Origin of the sequence: Tardiphaga sp. 20_F10_N6_6 (genome assembly GCF_052076045.1) — a bacterium.
GTDB lineage: Bacteria > Pseudomonadota > Alphaproteobacteria > Rhizobiales > Xanthobacteraceae > Tardiphaga > Tardiphaga robiniae.
The window spans coordinates 5,593,759-5,610,373 of record NZ_CP197239.1; the positions used below are offsets into that span (position 1 = coordinate 5,593,759).

Here is a 16,615-nt window from a genome sequence, read left to right on the forward strand (position 1 = left end):
AATTAAATTTCGCAGTGCGAAACTAAGAAAATCAGACCGGTAAACGTAGCCAAGGAGAATGCCGTGAGCGATGTCGTAAAGCTTGAACGTCATGATGAAGTCGCCATCGTCACGATCAACTCTCCCCCTGTAAATGCGCTGAGTGCGGCGGTTCGCCGCGGCATTTTTGAGAACGTCAAAACGGCCGCTGCCGATCCTGCCGTGAAGGCGATCGTCATCGCATGCGCAGGCCGTACCTTCGTTGCCGGCGCCGACATCACCGAATTCGGCAAGCCGCCGCAGTCGCCCGGATTGAGCGAAGTCATTGCGGAAATCGAGAATTGTTCCAAACCGGTGATCGCCGCGATCCATGGCACCGCGCTCGGCGGCGGCCTCGAGCTCACGCTCGGCTGTCATTTCCGCGTGGCGACAAAAGAAGCCAAGCTTGGTCTGCCCGAAGTGAAGCTCGGCCTGCTGCCGGGTGCCGGCGGAACGCAGCGCCTGCCGCGCGCAGTCGGCCCGGAACTCGGCGTCAAGATGGTCGTCACCGGCGATCCGATCAGCGCATCTGAAGCCTTGAAGAACGGTCTGATCGAAGAGATCGTCGAAGGTCCGGCCTCGGGCGCAGAAGCCTTCGCGCGCAAGGTGATCGCCGAAAAGCGTCCGCTGCGCCTGCTGCGCAACGACGATTCCAAGCTCGCCGCCGCTCGCGCCGATCGCACCATCTTCACCAACGCCGCCGCAGCCGCCAACAAGAAGAACCGCGGCATGAATGCGCCGCTGGCCTGCGCCGAAGCCGTGAGCTGGACGCTCGACGTGCCGTTCGACGAGGCGCTCAAGAAGGAGCGCGAGATGTTCCTCAAGCTGGTCGCCGACGACCAGTCGAAGGCGCAGCGTTATGCCTTCTTCTCCGAGCGCGAAGCCGCCAAGGTCCAGAACGTGCCGGAAGGCGTCAAGCCGCGTCCGGTCGAACGCGTCGCCATCATCGGCGCCGGCACCATGGGCGGCGGTATTGCGATGTCCTTCGCCAATGCCGGTATTCCCGTGACGCTGATCGAGACCGGCGAGGAGCAGCTCAAGCGCGGCCTCGGCATCATGCAGAAGAACTATGAAGCCACTGCAGCCCGCGGTGGCATTCCTGCCGATGCGCCCGCCAAGCGCATGGCACTGATCAACGGCGTCGTCGGCCTCGAAAACGTCAAGGATGTCGATCTGGTGATCGAAGCCGTGTTCGAAACCATGGCGATCAAGAAGGAAGTGTTCACCGCGCTGGATGCCTATGCCAAGCCGGGCGCCATCCTCGCCAGCAACACGTCCTACCTCAACATCGACGAGATCGCGGCCGTCACCAAGCGTCCGCAGGATGTGCTCGGCATGCACTTCTTCTCGCCGGCCAATGTCATGAAGCTGTGCGAAATCGTCCGCGCCGACAAGACCGCGCCGGACGCGCTCGTCACCGCCGTCGCTGTCGCCCGCAAGATCGCCAAGGTGCCAGCCGTGGTCGGTGTGTCCGACGGCTTCGTCGGCAACCGCATGCTCGCGGCCCGCTCCAAGCAGTCCGAGAAGTTGCTGTTCGAAGGCGCGCTGCCGCAGCAGGTCGATGCCGTCGTCACCAAGTTCGGCATGCCGATGGGTCCGTTCGCCATGGGCGATCTCGCCGGCCTCGATATCGGCTGGCGCTCGCGCAAGGATCGCGGCATCACCTCGCCAATCGCCGACGCGCTCTGCGAAGCCGGCCGCTTCGGTCAGAAGACCGGCAAGGGCTATTACAAGTATGAAGCCGGCTCCCGCGCGCCGGTGCCGGATCCGGAAGTCGAGAAGCTCATCGACGATACCTGCCGGAGCCTGGGCCTGACCCGTCGCGCCGTCAGCGATCAGGAAATCCTGGAACGCATGATGTATCCGATGATCAACGAGGGTGCGCGCATCCTCGAAGAGAAGGTCGCGTCGCGTCCGAGCGATATCGATGTGATCTGGCTCTATGGATACGGCTGGCCGATCTATCGCGGCGGCCCGATGTTCTATGCCGATCAGGTCGGCCTCAAGCAGATCGTCGAGCGCCTGCAGTTCTATGCCAAGCAGACCAACGATCCGTCGCTGGAGCCGGCCGCGCTGCTGAAGAAGCTGGCAGATGAAGGCAAGACGTTTGCGTCACTGGCGAAGGGCTAGTTGTGGTGACGCGAGCACGATGTGCTCCCCTCCCCCTTGCGGGGAGGGGCCGGGGGCGGGGGTCCCCGGGCGACGTCACTTGTGGCTTACCCCCCTCCCTGACCCTCCCCCGCAAGGGGGGAGGGAACATTGGCGCCGTGCGCTCCTTATGTAAGCAGGCCACGCCATGACCCATCCGGGCGAGCAACATTACCCACCGGGCGTCACCTGGGACGCGCCGATTGCGCGTGGGTCGCTGCCGGGTCTGCTTGCCGACTCCGTTGCAAAACACGGTGACCGCACCGCCATCGAATTTCGGGATCAGCCGATCTCGTTCAACGATCTGCATGCGCGCGTCGATATCGTAGCTGCCGCGCTGATGCGCGCCGGCTATGGCAAAGGCTCCTCCATCGGCATCTTCCTCGGCAATACGCCGGATCATCCGGTGCATTTCTTCGGCGGTCTCAAGGCCGGCGCGCGGCTCGTGCATTTGTCGCCGCTCGATGGCGAAATCGCACTGTCGCACAAGCTCAAGGATTCTGGCGCGCGCGTGCTGGTGACCAGCAACCTCGCGGCGTTGCTGCCGATGGCACTGAAGTTTCTCGACAAGGGCCTGCTCGACAGGCTGATCGTCTGCGAGGACGACGACTGGGGCGCTGTGAACAATCCGCAGCTGCCGCTGCCGGAAAATCCCACGATTGTCACCTTTCGCAATTTCACCGCGGGTGCCACGTTGCCCGCGCAGTGGCCCGAGATTTCAGCAGATGATGTCGCGCTGCTGCAATATACCGGCGGCACCACCGGCCTGCCGAAAGGCGCGATGCTGAGCCACGGCAATCTCACTTCGGCGGTCTCGATCTACAATCTATGGGGCGCGCCGGCACGCGCCGGGCGCAATCGGATCGAGCGCGTCATCTGCGTGCTGCCTCTGTTTCATATCTATGCGCTGACCGTGATCCTGCTGAGCCGCATCAGCCTCGGCGACACCATTTCGCTGCATCAGCGTTTCGATGTCAGCCGCGTGCTCGACGATATCGAGAAAAAGAAAGCCACCGTATTTCCCGGCGTGCCCACCATGTGGATCGCCATCGCAGCCGATCCGTCGCTGGAAACGCGCGATCTGTCGTCGCTGGTGTCGGCGGCCTCCGGCGGCGCGCCGTTGCCCGATGAAGTGGCGCGTCTGTTCGAGCGCAAGACTGGCCTGTCGCTGAAGAGCGGCTGGGGCATGACCGAAACCTGCTCGCCCGGCACCAGCCATCCGCCCGGCGGTCTCGACAAGCCGGGCTCGATCGGCCTGATGCTGCCAGGGATCGAGATTGACGTGGTGTCACTCGATGACCCGACCAGGGTGCTCGGCGTCAACGAAACCGGCGAAATCCGCATCAAGGGGCCGAACGTCACCAAAGGCTACTGGAACCGCGCGCAGGAGAGTGCGGAGTCATTCGTCGGCGATCGCTTCCTGACCGGCGATATCGGCTACATGGATGAAGACGGATTCTTCTATCTGGTCGATCGCAAGAAGGACATGATCATCTCCGGCGGTTTCAACGTCTATCCGCAGATGATCGAGCAGGCGATCTACGAACATCCGTCGGTGCAGGAAGTGATCGTGATCGGTGTCACCGATCAGTATCGCGGCGAGGCGGCCAAGGCCTTTATCAGGCTGCGCAATGGCGCAGCGCCGTTCACCATCGACGAGCTGCGCGCGTTTCTCACCGGCAAGCTCGGCAAGCATGAACTGCCGGCAGCTTTGGACTTCGTCGACGACTTGCCGCGCACCGCGGTCGGAAAACTCTCGCGCCACGCCTTGCGCGGGTTGCAACCCACGCCCATCATGAACCAAGAAACAACCTCGCAACAACAAACCGCCTCTGGAGGACCCCGCCCATGACCGAAGCCGTTATCGTTTCCACCGCCCGTACGCCGATCGGCAAGGCCTTTCGCGGCGCCCTCAATGCCACCGAAGGCGCGACGCTGCTCGGCCATGCCATCGAGCATGCCGTCAAGCGCGCCGGCATCGATCCCAAGGAAGTCGAAGATGTGGTGATGGGCGCAGCCCTGCAGCAGGGCGCGACCGGCGGCAACATCGCACGCAAGGCGCTGCTCCGCGCCGGCCTGCCGGTCACGGTTGGCGGCACCACTATCGATCGTCAGTGCGCTTCGGGCCTGCAGGCGATTGCGCTGGCCGCACGTTCGGTGATTTTCGACGGCGTCGAGATCGCGGTTGGCGGCGGCGGCGAGTCGATCTCGCTGGTGCAGAACGAGCATGCCAACAAGTTCCACACCGTCGATCCCGAACTGATGAAGATCAAGGGCGACGTCTATATGCCGATGCTCGACACTGCCGAGACGGTGGCCAAGCGCTACAACATCTCGCGCGAACGCCAGGACGAATATTCGCTGGAGAGCCAGCGCCGCACGGCGGCCGCGCAGCAGGGCGGCAAGTTCAACGACGAACTGGCGCCAATCGCGACCAGGATGGGCGTCGTCGACAAGGCGACCGGCGAAGTCTCGTTCAAGGACATCACGCTGTCCAAGGATGAAGGCCCGCGTCCGGAAACCACCGCTGAAGGTCTCGCCGGCCTGAAGGCTGTGCGCGGCGATGGCTTCACCATCACCGCCGGCAATGCGTCGCAGCTCTCGGACGGTGCCAGCGCCACCGTGATCATGAGCGACAAGCTCGCCGCACAGAAGGGCCTCAAGCCGCTCGGCATCTTCCGCGGCTTCGTCTCTGCCGGCTGCGAGCCGGACGAGATGGGCATCGGTCCGGTGTTCGCCGTGCCGCGCCTTCTGAAGCGCCATGGTCTCAAGATCGAGGACATCGATCTCTGGGAGCTCAATGAAGCCTTCGCCGTGCAGGTTCTGTACTGCCGCGACAAGCTCGGCATCGATCCGGAAAAGCTCAACGTCAATGGTGGCGCGATCTCGGTCGGCCATCCCTATGGCATGTCGGGCGCACGTCTCGCCGGTCACGCGCTGATCGAAGGACGTCGCCGCAAGGCGAAGTATGCCGTTGTCACCATGTGCGTCGGCGGCGGCATGGGCTCCGCCGGCCTGCTCGAAATCGTTCAGTAATTACACATCTGCTCACAAGGAGGATCCGATGGATCTGAGCTTCAGCAAAGAAGAAACAGCATTCCGCGACGAGGTGCGCACCTTTTTCCGCGAAAGCCTCGACCCGGCGGTGCGTAAGAAACTGCAGGAAGGTCACCACACCAGCAAAGACGACCTGGTGAACTGGCAGCGCACGCTCAACAAGAAGGGCTGGGCCGTCCCGCATTGGCCGCAGGAATATGGCGGCACCGGCTGGAGTGCCGCGAAGCAGTACATCTTCCTGGAAGAGCTGCAGAAGACCCCCGCGCCGCCGCCGCTGCCGTTCGGCGTCAACATGGTTGGCCCGGTGATCTACACTTTCGGCAATGAGCAGCAGAAGAAGCACTTCCTGCCGCGCATCGCAAATATGGACGACTGGTGGTGCCAGGGCTTCTCGGAGCCGGGCTCGGGTTCGGACCTCGCCTCGCTGAAGACCACGGCGAAGAAGAAGGGCGATACCTATATCGTCAACGGCCAGAAGACCTGGACCACGCTCGCGCAACATGCCGACTGGATCTTCTGCCTTTGTCGCACCGACCCCGATGCGAAGAAGCAGTCGGGCATCTCCTTCATCCTCATCGACATGAAGTCGAAGGGCATCACCGTCCGCCCGATCCAGACCATCGATGGCGGCGTCGAAGTCAACGAAGTGTTCTTCGATGAGGTCGTGGTGCCGGCCGAGAATCTGGTTGGTGAAGAGAACAAGGGCTGGGACTACGCGAAATTCCTGCTCGGCAACGAGCGCGTCAATATCGCGCGCGTCGGCATGTCGAAGGAGCGCATCCGCCGCATCAAGGAGCTGGCGTCCAGCGTGATGTCCGGTGACAAGCCGCTGATCGAGGATCCGCAGTTCCGCCAGAAGCTGGCTGCGACCGAGATCGAGCTGAAGGCGCTCGAACTGACGCAGATGCGCGTCGTCGCGGCCGAAGGCAAGCACGGCAAGGGCAAGCCGGATCCGGCCTCGTCGATCCTCAAGATCAAGGGTTCGGAAATCCAGCAGACGCTCACCGAGCTGCTGCTCGAAGTCACCGGGCCGTTCGCACTGCCGTTCATGCCGGAAGGCGAGGGGCAGAACGAAGAGGGCGACTGGGCCTCGCCGATCGCGCCGACCTATTTCAACTACCGCAAGGTGTCGATCTATGGCGGCTCCAACGAGATCCAGCGCAACATCATCGCGAAAGCGGTGCTGGGGCTTTGATGTCTTCCTTCTCCCCGCTTGCGGGGAGAAGGTGGTCCGATTGCGCGTAGCGCATTCGGACCGGATGAGGGGGAGCCTCCGCCGGCTCGGTGCCCGCGGATAGTCCTCCTCACCCGAAGGCTCCGCTTCGCTCGCCCTCGACCTCTCCCCGCAAGCGGGGGGAGGTTAGGGAGCTTAAACACATTCACACGCGCGTTACGCGCGATCCGAGAGAGAAAGACCATGGATTTTGATTTGTCGGAGGAGCAACGCCTCCTCAAGGACAGCGTCGACGGCCTGCTGAAATCGTCTTACGAATTCGAGGCTCGCAAGAAGTATCGCGCCGAGAAGGGCGGCTGGAGCCGCGACGTCTGGGGCAAGTTTGCCGAACAGGGCCTGCTCGGCCTGCCGTTCTCCGAGGATGACGGCGGCTTCGGCGCCGGTCCGATCGAGACCATGATCGTGATGGAAGCGCTGGGCCGTAATCTCGTGGTCGAGCCCTATCTTGATACGGTCGTGCTCGGCGGCGGTTTCCTGCGCCGTGGTTCGGCCGAACAGCGTGCTGCGCATCTGCCCGGGATCATCGACGGCTCCAAGACCATGGCTTTTGCACAGGTCGAGCGTGACTCACGCTATGACCTCGGGGACATCAAGACGTCGGCCAAGAAGAGCGGTTCGGGCTACACGTTGTCCGGCGAGAAGTTCGTCGTCGGTCACGGCGATACTGCCGATACGCTGATCGTCACCGCGCGCACCGCTGGTGGCCAGCGCGATGCCAAGGGCGTCGGCGTATTCCTGGTGTCCGCCAATGCCAAGGGCGTCGACATCAAGGGCTATGAGACGCAGGATGGCAGCCGCGCCGCCGATATCAAGCTGAACAATGTCGAGGTCGGCGCTGACGCCGCGATCGGCAATGCCGAGGATGGCCTGTCGATCGTCAATCAGGTCGTCGATGACGCCCGCATCGCGCTGTGTGCCGAAGCGGTCGGCGCGATGGAAGAGGCACTGAAGATCTCCGTCGAGTATATCAAGGAGCGCAAGCAGTTCGGCGTCGCCATCGGCTCGTTCCAGGCGCTGCAGCACCGCGCGGCCGACATGTTCACCGCGCTGGAGACCGCGCGCAGCATGTCGTTCCTGGCCTCGATGGCGTCGAGCTTCACCGATCTCGACGAACGCACCAAGACGGTCGCCGCTGCCAAGGTGCAGATCGGCCGCTCCGCGCGCTTCGTCGGCCAGGGCGGCGTGCAGCTGCATGGCGGCGTTGGCGTGACCATGGAGTACAAGATCGGCCACTACTTCAAGCGGCTGACCATGATCGAGCAGCAGTTCGGCGATGCCGATTATCACCTGCGCCGCGTCGCGCAGGCGGGCGGGATCACGGAGTAACTCTGCTCTTAACCTCTCCCCGCTTGCGGGGAGAGGTCGGATTGCGAAGCAATCCGGGTGAGGGGGACTCTCCACGCGCTCATGAACTCGTGGAGAGTCCCCCTCATCCGACTCGAACGCGCTACGCGCATTCGAGCCACCTTCTCCCCGCATGCGGGGAGAAGGAATGCGCCATCGCTAAAATCAATCAACATCAGGAGACCGCCCGTGAAAAATCCATTCGATCTCACCGGCAAGGTCGCCGTCATCACCGGCTCCAGCCGCGGCATCGGCAAGGCCTCCGCGGAACTGCTGGCGCAACTCGGTGCCAAGGTTGTCGTCTCCAGCCGCAAGGCCGATGCCTGTCAGGCCGTGGTCGATGGCATCAAGGCCAATGGCGGCGATGCCCATGTCATTCCCTGCAACATCTCGCGCCGCGATGAAGTCGAAGCCCTGATCGATGGCACCGTGAAACATTACGGCCCGATCGATATTCTGGTCTGCAATGCCGCGGTGAATCCCTATTACGGTCCGCTGCTCGATATTGCGGATGAGGCCTTTGACAAGATCATGGGCTCCAACGTCAAGAGCAACATCTGGCTTTGCGCCAAGGCGATCCCGGCCATGGCCGAGCGCGGCAAGGGCTCGGTGGTCATTATCTCTTCCATCGGCGGCTTGCGCGGCTCCACGGTGATCGGCGCCTATGGCATCTCCAAGGCTGCCGACTTCTCCCTGTGTCGCAGTCTCGCCGGCGAATGGGGACCGAAGGGCGTGCGCGTCAATTGCATCGCGCCTGGGCTGGTGAAGACCGACTTCGCGAAGGCGCTGTGGGAAGACGAGGCCAATCTCAAGCGCCGCACCGCAACCACGCCGCTGCGCCGGATCGGCGAGCCCCACGAGATCGCCGGTGCCGTCGCCTATCTCGGCTCGGATTCCTCCACCTTCATGACCGGCCAGACCATCGTCATCGACGGCGGCGTGACGACCGCATCGGTGTGACGTCCTTACCCTCCCCTGAAGGGGGAGGTCGATGAACGCGTAGCGTTCGTCGGGGTGGGGTGAAGCCACAGACGCTGTCGCCCGCAGCTTCACCCCACCCCGCCTCTCACCGCGCTGCGCGCGATGATCGCTGACCCTCCCCCTGCAGGGGAGAGTAAGAAATCCCGCGAAACAAACCTCCGGCGGTAGCCACTTGCCGCCTGCCTCAATCCTTTCCCGTTTTTTAACACTTAGGGCGCACGGATAGCCGCAGCTGGAGAGTTCCCGTGCGGCAGACGGATATCGCGATCATTGGTGGCGGCCTCGCCGGGTCGACAGCTGCGGCGATGCTCGGTCGCGCCGGTGTGTCTGCGATCCTGATCGAGCCGCATCAGGTCCATCCGCCCGAACTCCGCTGCGAGAAGATCAGCGGCGGCGTCCAGCTCGAGCGGCTCCGCAAGACGGGTCTCGTCGATGCGGTGCTCGGTGCCGCTACCCATGACGACGAGATCTGGATCGCGCGTTTCGGCCGCGTGATCGACAAGCGCCCCAGCCAGCAGCACGGCTTTCTCTACGACACGCTGGTCAATACCGTGCGTGGCCAGATTCCATCCACCATCGAGACCATTCACGCCAAGGCGACGTCGATCGCCACATCGGATGACCGTCAGACCATCGGCCTGTCCAATGGCGAGGAGATTTCCGCGCGTCTCGTTGTGCTCGCCAACGGCGCCAGCGTCAGCCTGCGCAATCAGCTCAATATCGGCCGCCCGGTCATCTCGGCCAATCATTCGATCTCGGTGGGTTTCGATATCGCGCCCGTCGGCCGTGAACGTTTTGCCTTTCCGGCGCTCACTTATTTCGCGGAAACCACGGTTCATCGCACCGCCTATGTCACGCTGTTCCCGATCGGCGACACGATGCGCGGCAATCTGTTCGTCTATCGCGAGACCGACGATCCCTGGATTCGCCAGATGCGCCGGACGCCCGAGGCGGCGCTTGACGCCTGCCTGCCGAAACTGCGCGCGCTGATCGGCGACTACAAGATATCCGGCGATATCAGGATCCGCCCCATCGATCTCTATGAGAGCGACAATGTGGTCCAGCCTGGCGTCGTGCTGGTTGGCGATGCCTTTGCTTCGCCGTGCCCGGGCAGCGGCACCGGCACCGACAAGGTGTTCACCGATGTCGCGCAGCTCTGCAGCGTGCATATCCCGAACTGGCTCGCGACTTCAGGCATGGGCGCCGACAAGATCGCGCAATATTACGCCGATCCGTTGAAGCTGGAATGCGACGCCTGGGCCACCGGCAAGGCGTTCAAGCTGCGCTCAGTCACTGTCGAGAATTCGCTGTATTGGCGCGCGCAGCGCTGGGCGCGTTTCTTTGGCCGGCTCGGCGAGGGCATGGTGCGGCGGGCCCGCGAGACGCTGCCGCGCGAACTGGCGATGGTCGCGTCCGCTCTGGTCATGATGATCGACTCGGCGACCTGACCGCCGGCGCTGCCGCTTGACGCGCCCGCGCTAATCCGGTTGCCTGCGCCTCCCAACACAACGCGACCACAATCTTTCGGGAAGAAACGTCATGTCTTTCGTGATGGCCATCGATCAGGGCACCACATCCTCGCGCGCGATGATCTTTCGCGCCGACATCTCGATCGCGGCCAGTGCGCAGCAGGAATTCCCGCAGCATTTCCCGGCCTCCGGCTGGGTCGAGCATGAGCCCGAGGATATCTGGACCTCGACGTTGGCCGTTTGCCACGAGGCCATGACGAAGGCGGGCGTTACCGCGAAGGATATTGCCGCCATCGGCATCACCAATCAGCGCGAGACGGTGGTGGTGTGGGATCGCGTCACCGGCCAGGCTGTGCACCGTGCCATCGTCTGGCAGGACCGCCGCACCGCGGAGATCTGCGCGCAGATGAAAGCCGACGGCCATGAGCCGTTGATCACGCAAAAGACCGGCCTGATCATCGATCCGTATTTCTCCGGAACGAAAGTGGCGTGGATTCTCGATCATGTCCCCGGCGCGCGCGACCGCGCCGAGCGCGGCGAATTGCTATTCGGCACCGTCGATTGCTATCTGCTGTGGCGGCTCACGGCGGGCAGGGTGCATGCCACCGACGCCACCAATGCCTCGCGCACGCAGCTCTTCAACATCCACACCGGCGAGTGGGATGACGAACTGCTGAAGCTGCTGCGTGTGCCCAAGGCGATGCTGCCCAGGGTGCAGGACTCTTCGTCGGATTTCGGCAGCACCGATCTGTTTGGTGGCACGATCATGATCGGCGGTATTGCCGGCGATCAGCAGGCTGCAACCATCGGGCAGGCCTGTTTCGCGCCCGGCATGATCAAGTCCACTTACGGCACCGGCTGCTTTGCCCTGCTCAACACTGGTACGACGCCGGTGCAATCGAAGAACAAGCTGCTCACCACGGTTGCCTATCAGCTCAACGGCGTGCGCACCTATGCGCTGGAAGGTTCGATTTTCGTTGCCGGATCCGCGGTGCAGTGGCTGCGCGATGGTCTGGGGATCATCAAGAGCGCTGCTGAAAGCGGGCCGCTCGCGGATCAGAACGATTCTTCGCAATCGGTCTATCTGGTCCCGGCCTTTGTCGGGCTCGGTGCGCCTTACTGGAATCCCGATGTGCGCGGAGCGCTGTTCGGACTGACGCGCAACACCGGCCCGGCCGAACTCGCCCATGCCGCACTGGAAAGCGTCTGCTACCAGACGCGCGATCTCTACGCGGCGATGCGCGCCGACTGGCCGGATGTCTCCGCCGCCACCGTGGTGCTGCGCGTCGATGGCGGCATGACCGCGTCGGACTGGACCATGCAGCGTCTCGCGGATCTGCTGAATGCCCCTGTCGATCGCCCGATGATCCAGGAAACCACCGCGCTGGGAGCTGCCTATCTCGCCGGTCTCACGGCCGGCGTATTTCCGGAGCCTGCCAAATTCGCCGACAACTGGCGGCTCGAACACCGCTTCAAGCCGGCCATGAGCGAAGCCACACGGACACGAAAACTGAAGGGCTGGGCGCAGGCAGTGAAGGGGGTATTGGCGAGCGATCCGGGGAAAGATTGAAAGCTTGCTCACCAAACAGAAAGAGCCGCCTGTGCGGCGGCTCCTATGATGATCATGTCAGATTCTAGCGCCAGCCGCGATGCCGTCCGCGCGACCAACCATAATGATGGCCGCGTCCGCGGCCCCAGCCGTAATGATGTCCACGCCCGCCGCGGTGCATGCCGTGATGTCCGCCGCCATGGCCACGAATCTGGATGATGTCGCTGGCGGTGCTCGCAGGTGCAAGCCCACCGACCGGCATGGCGTTCGCTGGAAGCATCAGGCCCAGACCCAGGAGTGCCGCGGCTGCCGTCGCGATCATGGTACGTTTCATTTCAACCCTCCAAACGCAAATATTGCGCATACGACAAGCTGCGGCCTTCCTGATCGTTCCGTCGCCACGGGATTGAAACGATAACTTTGCCGGGACCGGAATTCGTCGCGGCGGTGGGAGGGAGGGAGAAAATAATCCCTCGCGCTCTATTGACTAAAATCCGATATAGGTCTATATGCCTTTTATCCCGTTCGCGAGGGGCGCTTCTAGAGGCGTCTTGAGGTGGGACTGGGATGCGGCGCCTGCGGGTGTGGGGTGACGTACCCCGCGCACTCGGGAGGCCCTGGGTCACCGTCCGGCCCCACTACGGGGGTCTGCCACTCATGCTGGCTGGACGTGGCATTGGTGAACGGCGGGAAACCGTCGGGATCAGCGGAGTGCGGAGCTCTGCGCCTTTGCCCGGAAGAACGGTCCCGGGGACAGAAATCGCCGCGGTGGCGCGCCGTGAGGCGTTGCGCGGTTGCAGCTTGCCGGTTCCGGTGGAGCGGATCGCGATAAAACCACCCTTTGCGCCTCACGGCGCGCCGCCACCCCTCATGTTTCGAGGGGCACTGCTCACACCTCGGACGCGCAAGCGCCGCGAGACTGCGAGAGCGTGGCTGTTTGACAAGCACATCCTGCGACTTGCAAAGCGCTACTTCACGCCGACCTTCTTGCCGCGATACATCAAATGCACCGCGCAGTTACATCCCGGCGGATGGGTCGCGAGTTCGTCATTGGCAGGCGCGGGTACGGCGACCGGTGCAGGCTCGGCACCGGCACCCGGAATGTAGTTCAGCACAGGCGCCAGCCAACGTTCCACCTCGGCCACGCTCATGTTCTTGCGCGCGGCATATTCCTCGACCTGATCGCGCTCGATCTTGCCGACGCCGAAATAATAGCTCTCGGGATGGCTGAAATAGAGCCCGGACACCGACGAGCCCGGCCACATGGCGTAGCTTTCGGTGAGTGTTACGCCCGCAGTGTTCTCCGCATCGAGCAATTTGAAGATCGTCGCTTTCTCGGTGTGATCGGGCTGTGCGGGATAGCCGGGAGCAGGGCGGATGCCCTGATACTTCTCCAGGATCAGGTCGTCAGTCGAGATGGCCTCGTCCGGCGCATAGGCCCAGAACTCCTTGCGCACACGCTCATGCATGCGCTCGGCGAAGGCTTCGGCGAGGCGGTCGGCCAGTGCCTTGCACAGGATCGACGAGTAGTCGTCATTGGCGTTCTTGAAGCGGTCGGCGATGATGTCCTCGCCGATGCCCGCGGTGACCACGAAGCCGCCGATATAATCCGGCACATTCGAGGTCTTCGGCGCGATGAAGTCGGAGAGCGCGGCGTTGAAGCGACCCTCGCGCTTTTCGAGCTGCTGGCGCAACGTGTAGAGCGTCGCGATCTCGGTTGTGCGGGTGTCATCGGCATAGAGGCGGATGTCGTCACCCACGGCATTGGCCGGCCAGAAGCCGATGGTTGCCTTCGCCGTGAACCACTTCTCTTCGACGATCTGCTTGAGCATCTTCTGCGCATCGGCATAGAGCGACGTCGCGACTTCGCCGACCACGCTGTCGGTGAGGATGCCGGGGAAACGGCCGGACAGTTCCCAAGTCTGGAAGAACGGCGTCCAGTCGATATAGGCAGCAAGCTCTTCGAGCGAATAATCGCTGAAAGTCCGGATGCCCAGGAAGGTCGGCTTGCGCACCGTCTTGCTGAAGTCCGCGACATGCGCATTAGCGCGCGCTGCGATGAGCGAGAGGCGCTTCTTGTCCTGTTGGGCGCGGAAATGTGCCGCCGAGATCTTCGCATAATCGGCGCGCACCTCGGCCGCATAGGCGACGCTCTTCTCAGGCGACAGCAGCGACGAGGCGACGCCGACGGCGCGGCTGGCGTCGTTGACATGCACAACGGCGCCGGCGCGGTAGTTCGGATCGATCTTCACGGCGGTATGCACGCGGCTGGTCGTCGCGCCGCCGATCAGCAGCGGCATCTTCAGACCCTGCCGTTCCATCTCGCCGGCCAGGAACGTCATCTCATCGAGCGACGGCGTGATCAGGCCGGACAGGCCGATGATGTCGGCGCCTTCGGCCTTGGCGGTGTCGATGATCTTCGATGCCGGCACCATGACGCCGAGATCGATGACCTCGAAATTGTTGCACTGGAGCACGATGCCGACAATGTTCTTGCCGATGTCGTGGACATCGCCCTTCACCGTGGCGAGCACGATCTTGCCGGCATTCTTGCGGCCATCGCCGGTGATCCCTGCGGCGAGATTGTCGGCCTTCTCCTGCTCCATGAACGGCATCAGGTAGGCCACCGCCTGCTTCATCACGCGGGCCGACTTCACCACCTGCGGCAGGAACATCTTTCCGTCGCCGAACAGGTCGCCGACAATGTTCATGCCGGCCATCAGCGGGCCCTCGATGACATGCAGCGGGCGTGCCACGGTCAGGCGTGCGGCTTCGGTGTCTTCGTCGATATATTGGGTGATGCCGTGCACCAGCGCATGGCTCAGCCGCTTCTCCACCGGCCATTCGCGCCAGGTGAGATCCTGCTCCTTGGCCTGCTTGGTCTGGCCGCGGAATTTCTCGGCAAGTTCGAGCAGCCGTTCCGAGGCGCCGGGATCGCGGTTGAGGATGACGTCCTCGCAGACCTGGCGCAGTTCAGGATCGATGTCGTCATAGACGATCATCTGGCCGGCATTGACGATGCCCATGTCCATGCCCGCCTTGATGGCGTGATACAGGAACACCGAATGCATCGCTTCGCGCACGGGCTCGTTGCCGCGGAACGAGAAGGACAAGTTGGAGACGCCGCCGGAAATATGCGCATGCGGCAGGTTCTGGCGGATCCAGCGTGTCGCTTCGATGAAGTCGACGCCGTAATTGTTGTGCTCTTCCAGACCGGTTGCGATCGCAAAAATGTTGGGATCGAAGATGATGTCTTCCGGCGGGAAGTTCAGCTCACCCACCAGAATGTCGTAAGCGCGTTTGCAGATCTCGGTCTTGCGCGCGAACGTGTCGGCCTGGCCGACCTCGTCGAAGGCCATGACGACCACGGCGGCGCCATGGCGCTGCGCGATCTTGGCCTCATGGATGAACTTCTCCACGCCTTCCTTCATCGAGATCGAATTGACGATCGGCTTGCCCTGAACGCATTTCAGGCCGGCTTCGATGACGTTGAATTTCGACGAGTCGACCATCACCGGCACGCGGGCGATGTCCGGCTCGGAGGCGACCAGATGGAGGAACTCGACCATCGCCGCTTCGGAATCCAGCAGGCCTTCGTCCATATTGACGTCGATGACCTGCGCGCCGTTCTCGACCTGGTCGCGCGCCACCTGCAGCGCGGCGGTGTAGTCGCCGGCGGTGATCAGCTTGCGGAATTTAGCCGAGCCGGTGACGTTGGTGCGCTCGCCGACATTCACGAAGGGGATCGCCGAGGTCAGTTCGAACGGCTCCAGACCTGACAGGCGCAGGAGCGGTGCGATCTCGGGCACGACGCGCGGCTTGTGCGGCGCGACGGCCTTGGCGATGGCCGCGATATGATCCGGCGTGGTGCCGCAGCAGCCGCCGACCACATTGACGAGGCCGCTGGCAGCGAACTCGCCGATCAGCCCCGCCATGAATTCCGGGCTCTCGTCATACTGGCCGAATTCGTTGGGCAGGCCGGCATTCGGATAGGCGCAGACGAGGGTATCGGCGACGCGGCCGATATCGGCGATATGCGCGCGCAGGTCTTCGGCGCCGAGCGCGCAGTTGAAGCCGATGGTGGCGGGTCTGGCGTGCTTCACCGAATTCCAGAACGCTTCCGGCATCTGGCCGGACAGCAGGCGTCCGGACTTGTCGGTGATGGTGCCGGAGATCATTACGGGCACGTCGATGCCGCGCGCCTCGCAGATTTCGGCAATGGCATAGAGCGCCGCCTTGGCGTTCAGCGTGTCGAAGATGGTCTCGACCAGCAAGAGATCAGCACCGCCGTCGAGCAAACCGTTGATCTGCTCGCTATAGGCGATGCGCAGATCGTCGAAGGTCACCGCGCGATAGCCGGGATTTGCGACATCCGGCGAGATCGAGGCGGTGCGGTTGGTCGGGCCGATGGCGCCGGCGACGAAGCGCGGCTTGCCGTCCTCGGCAGCGACGGTGATCGCGGCGTTCTTGGCGAGGCGCGCGCCTTCGCGGCTCATCTCATAGGCGATGTCCTGCAGGTCGTAATCGGCCTGCGCGATCGAGGTCGAGGAGAAGGTGTTGGTGGCGACGATGTCGGCACCGGCGCGCAGATATTGCGCGTGGATGTCCTCGATGGCGTCGGCCTGCGTCAGGATCAACAGGTCGTTGTTGCCGCGGAGGTCGCGGTGGAAATTCTTGTAGCGCTCACCGCGGAATGCGGCCTCGTCGAATTGCAGGCCCTGGATCATGGTGCCCATGGCACCGTCGAGCACGAGAATGCGCTCGGCAGCGGCGGCAAGCAGTTCGGTACGCTTCGGCGAAACGGGTACGGACATG

At 63.2% G+C, this 16,615-nt stretch carries 10 protein-coding genes; 8 read left to right on the forward strand and 2 right to left on the reverse strand.

The annotated features are described in order from the left end of the window. Window positions 1–63 precede the first annotated feature (63 nt). The 8 genes from AB7813_RS26820 to glpK all read left to right on the forward strand — a co-directional run bounded on the left by AB7813_RS26820 (window position 64) and on the right by glpK (window position 11,821). Window positions 64–2,148 (forward strand): 3-hydroxyacyl-CoA dehydrogenase NAD-binding domain-containing protein, encoded by a 2,085-nt coding sequence (locus tag AB7813_RS26820; RefSeq protein ID WP_441228828.1) that lies wholly within the window; start codon window positions 64–66, stop codon window positions 2,146–2,148. A 166-nt stretch (window positions 2,149–2,314) separates the two neighbouring features. After that, window positions 2,315–4,018 (forward strand): dicarboxylate--CoA ligase PimA, encoded by a 1,704-nt coding sequence (gene pimA / locus AB7813_RS26825; RefSeq protein ID WP_441228829.1) that lies wholly within the window; start codon window positions 2,315–2,317, stop codon window positions 4,016–4,018. Next, entirely contained in the window at window positions 4,015–5,202 is a 1,188-nt protein-coding gene (locus AB7813_RS26830; RefSeq protein WP_089261588.1) for an acetyl-CoA C-acyltransferase, read from the forward strand. The genes pimA and AB7813_RS26830 overlap by 4 nt, the downstream gene beginning before the upstream one ends. Window positions 5,203–5,230: 28 nt before the next feature. Beyond that, complete coding sequence (pimC, locus tag AB7813_RS26835; RefSeq protein ID WP_089261586.1) at window positions 5,231–6,418, forward strand: pimeloyl-CoA dehydrogenase large subunit; 1,188 nt, start codon at window positions 5,231–5,233, stop codon at window positions 6,416–6,418. A 222-nt stretch (window positions 6,419–6,640) separates the two neighbouring features. Then, window positions 6,641–7,783: a pimeloyl-CoA dehydrogenase small subunit gene (gene pimD, locus AB7813_RS26840; RefSeq protein ID WP_441228830.1), complete on the forward strand. Its 1,143-nt coding sequence runs from the start codon at window positions 6,641–6,643 to the stop codon at window positions 7,781–7,783. 207 nt (window positions 7,784–7,990) lie between these two features. Next, window positions 7,991–8,761 (forward strand): SDR family NAD(P)-dependent oxidoreductase, encoded by a 771-nt coding sequence (locus AB7813_RS26845; RefSeq protein WP_441228831.1) that lies wholly within the window; start codon window positions 7,991–7,993, stop codon window positions 8,759–8,761. Window positions 8,762–9,027: 266 nt separating this feature from the next. Next, window positions 9,028–10,230, forward strand: a complete 1,203-nt coding sequence (locus tag AB7813_RS26850; RefSeq protein WP_441228832.1) for an FAD-dependent oxidoreductase — start codon at window positions 9,028–9,030, stop codon at window positions 10,228–10,230. A 91-nt stretch (window positions 10,231–10,321) separates the two neighbouring features. Beyond that, a complete protein-coding gene (glpK, locus tag AB7813_RS26855; protein WP_184513983.1) occupies window positions 10,322–11,821 on the forward strand; it encodes a glycerol kinase GlpK in 1,500 nt (499 codons plus the stop codon). Between the two features lie 64 nt (window positions 11,822–11,885). On the opposite strand, the gene AB7813_RS26860 is transcribed toward glpK, so the two are convergent. Beyond that, the gene (locus AB7813_RS26860; RefSeq protein ID WP_089261574.1) at window positions 11,886–12,134 is read right to left on the reverse strand and encodes a hypothetical protein; all 249 of its coding nucleotides are present in this window, start codon (window positions 12,132–12,134) and stop codon (window positions 11,886–11,888) included. A 634-nt stretch (window positions 12,135–12,768) separates the two neighbouring features. Beyond that, a complete protein-coding gene (gene metH, locus AB7813_RS26865; protein ID WP_441228833.1) occupies window positions 12,769–16,614 on the reverse strand; it encodes a methionine synthase in 3,846 nt (1,281 codons plus the stop codon). Between the last annotated feature and the right edge of the window lies 1 nt (window position 16,615).

Bases quoted from the DNA above. Each gene is read 5' to 3' on its own strand.
- pimA (WP_441228829.1), top strand. From the start codon at position 2,315: ATGACCCATCCGGGCGAGCAACATTACCCACCGGGCGTCACCTGGGAC.
- AB7813_RS26830 (WP_089261588.1), top strand. From the start codon at position 4,015: ATGACCGAAGCCGTTATCGTTTCCACCGCCCGTACGCCGATCGGCAAG.
- pimC (WP_089261586.1), top strand. From the start codon at position 5,231: ATGGATCTGAGCTTCAGCAAAGAAGAAACAGCATTCCGCGACGAGGTG.
- pimD (WP_441228830.1), top strand. From the start codon at position 6,641: ATGGATTTTGATTTGTCGGAGGAGCAACGCCTCCTCAAGGACAGCGTC.
- glpK (WP_184513983.1), top strand. From the start codon at position 10,322: ATGTCTTTCGTGATGGCCATCGATCAGGGCACCACATCCTCGCGCGCG.
- AB7813_RS26860 (WP_089261574.1), bottom strand. From the start codon at position 12,134: ATGAAACGTACCATGATCGCGACGGCAGCCGCGGCACTCCTGGGTCTG.
- metH (WP_441228833.1), bottom strand. From the start codon at position 16,614: ATGTCCGTACCCGTTTCGCCGAAGCGTACCGAACTGCTTGCCGCCGCT.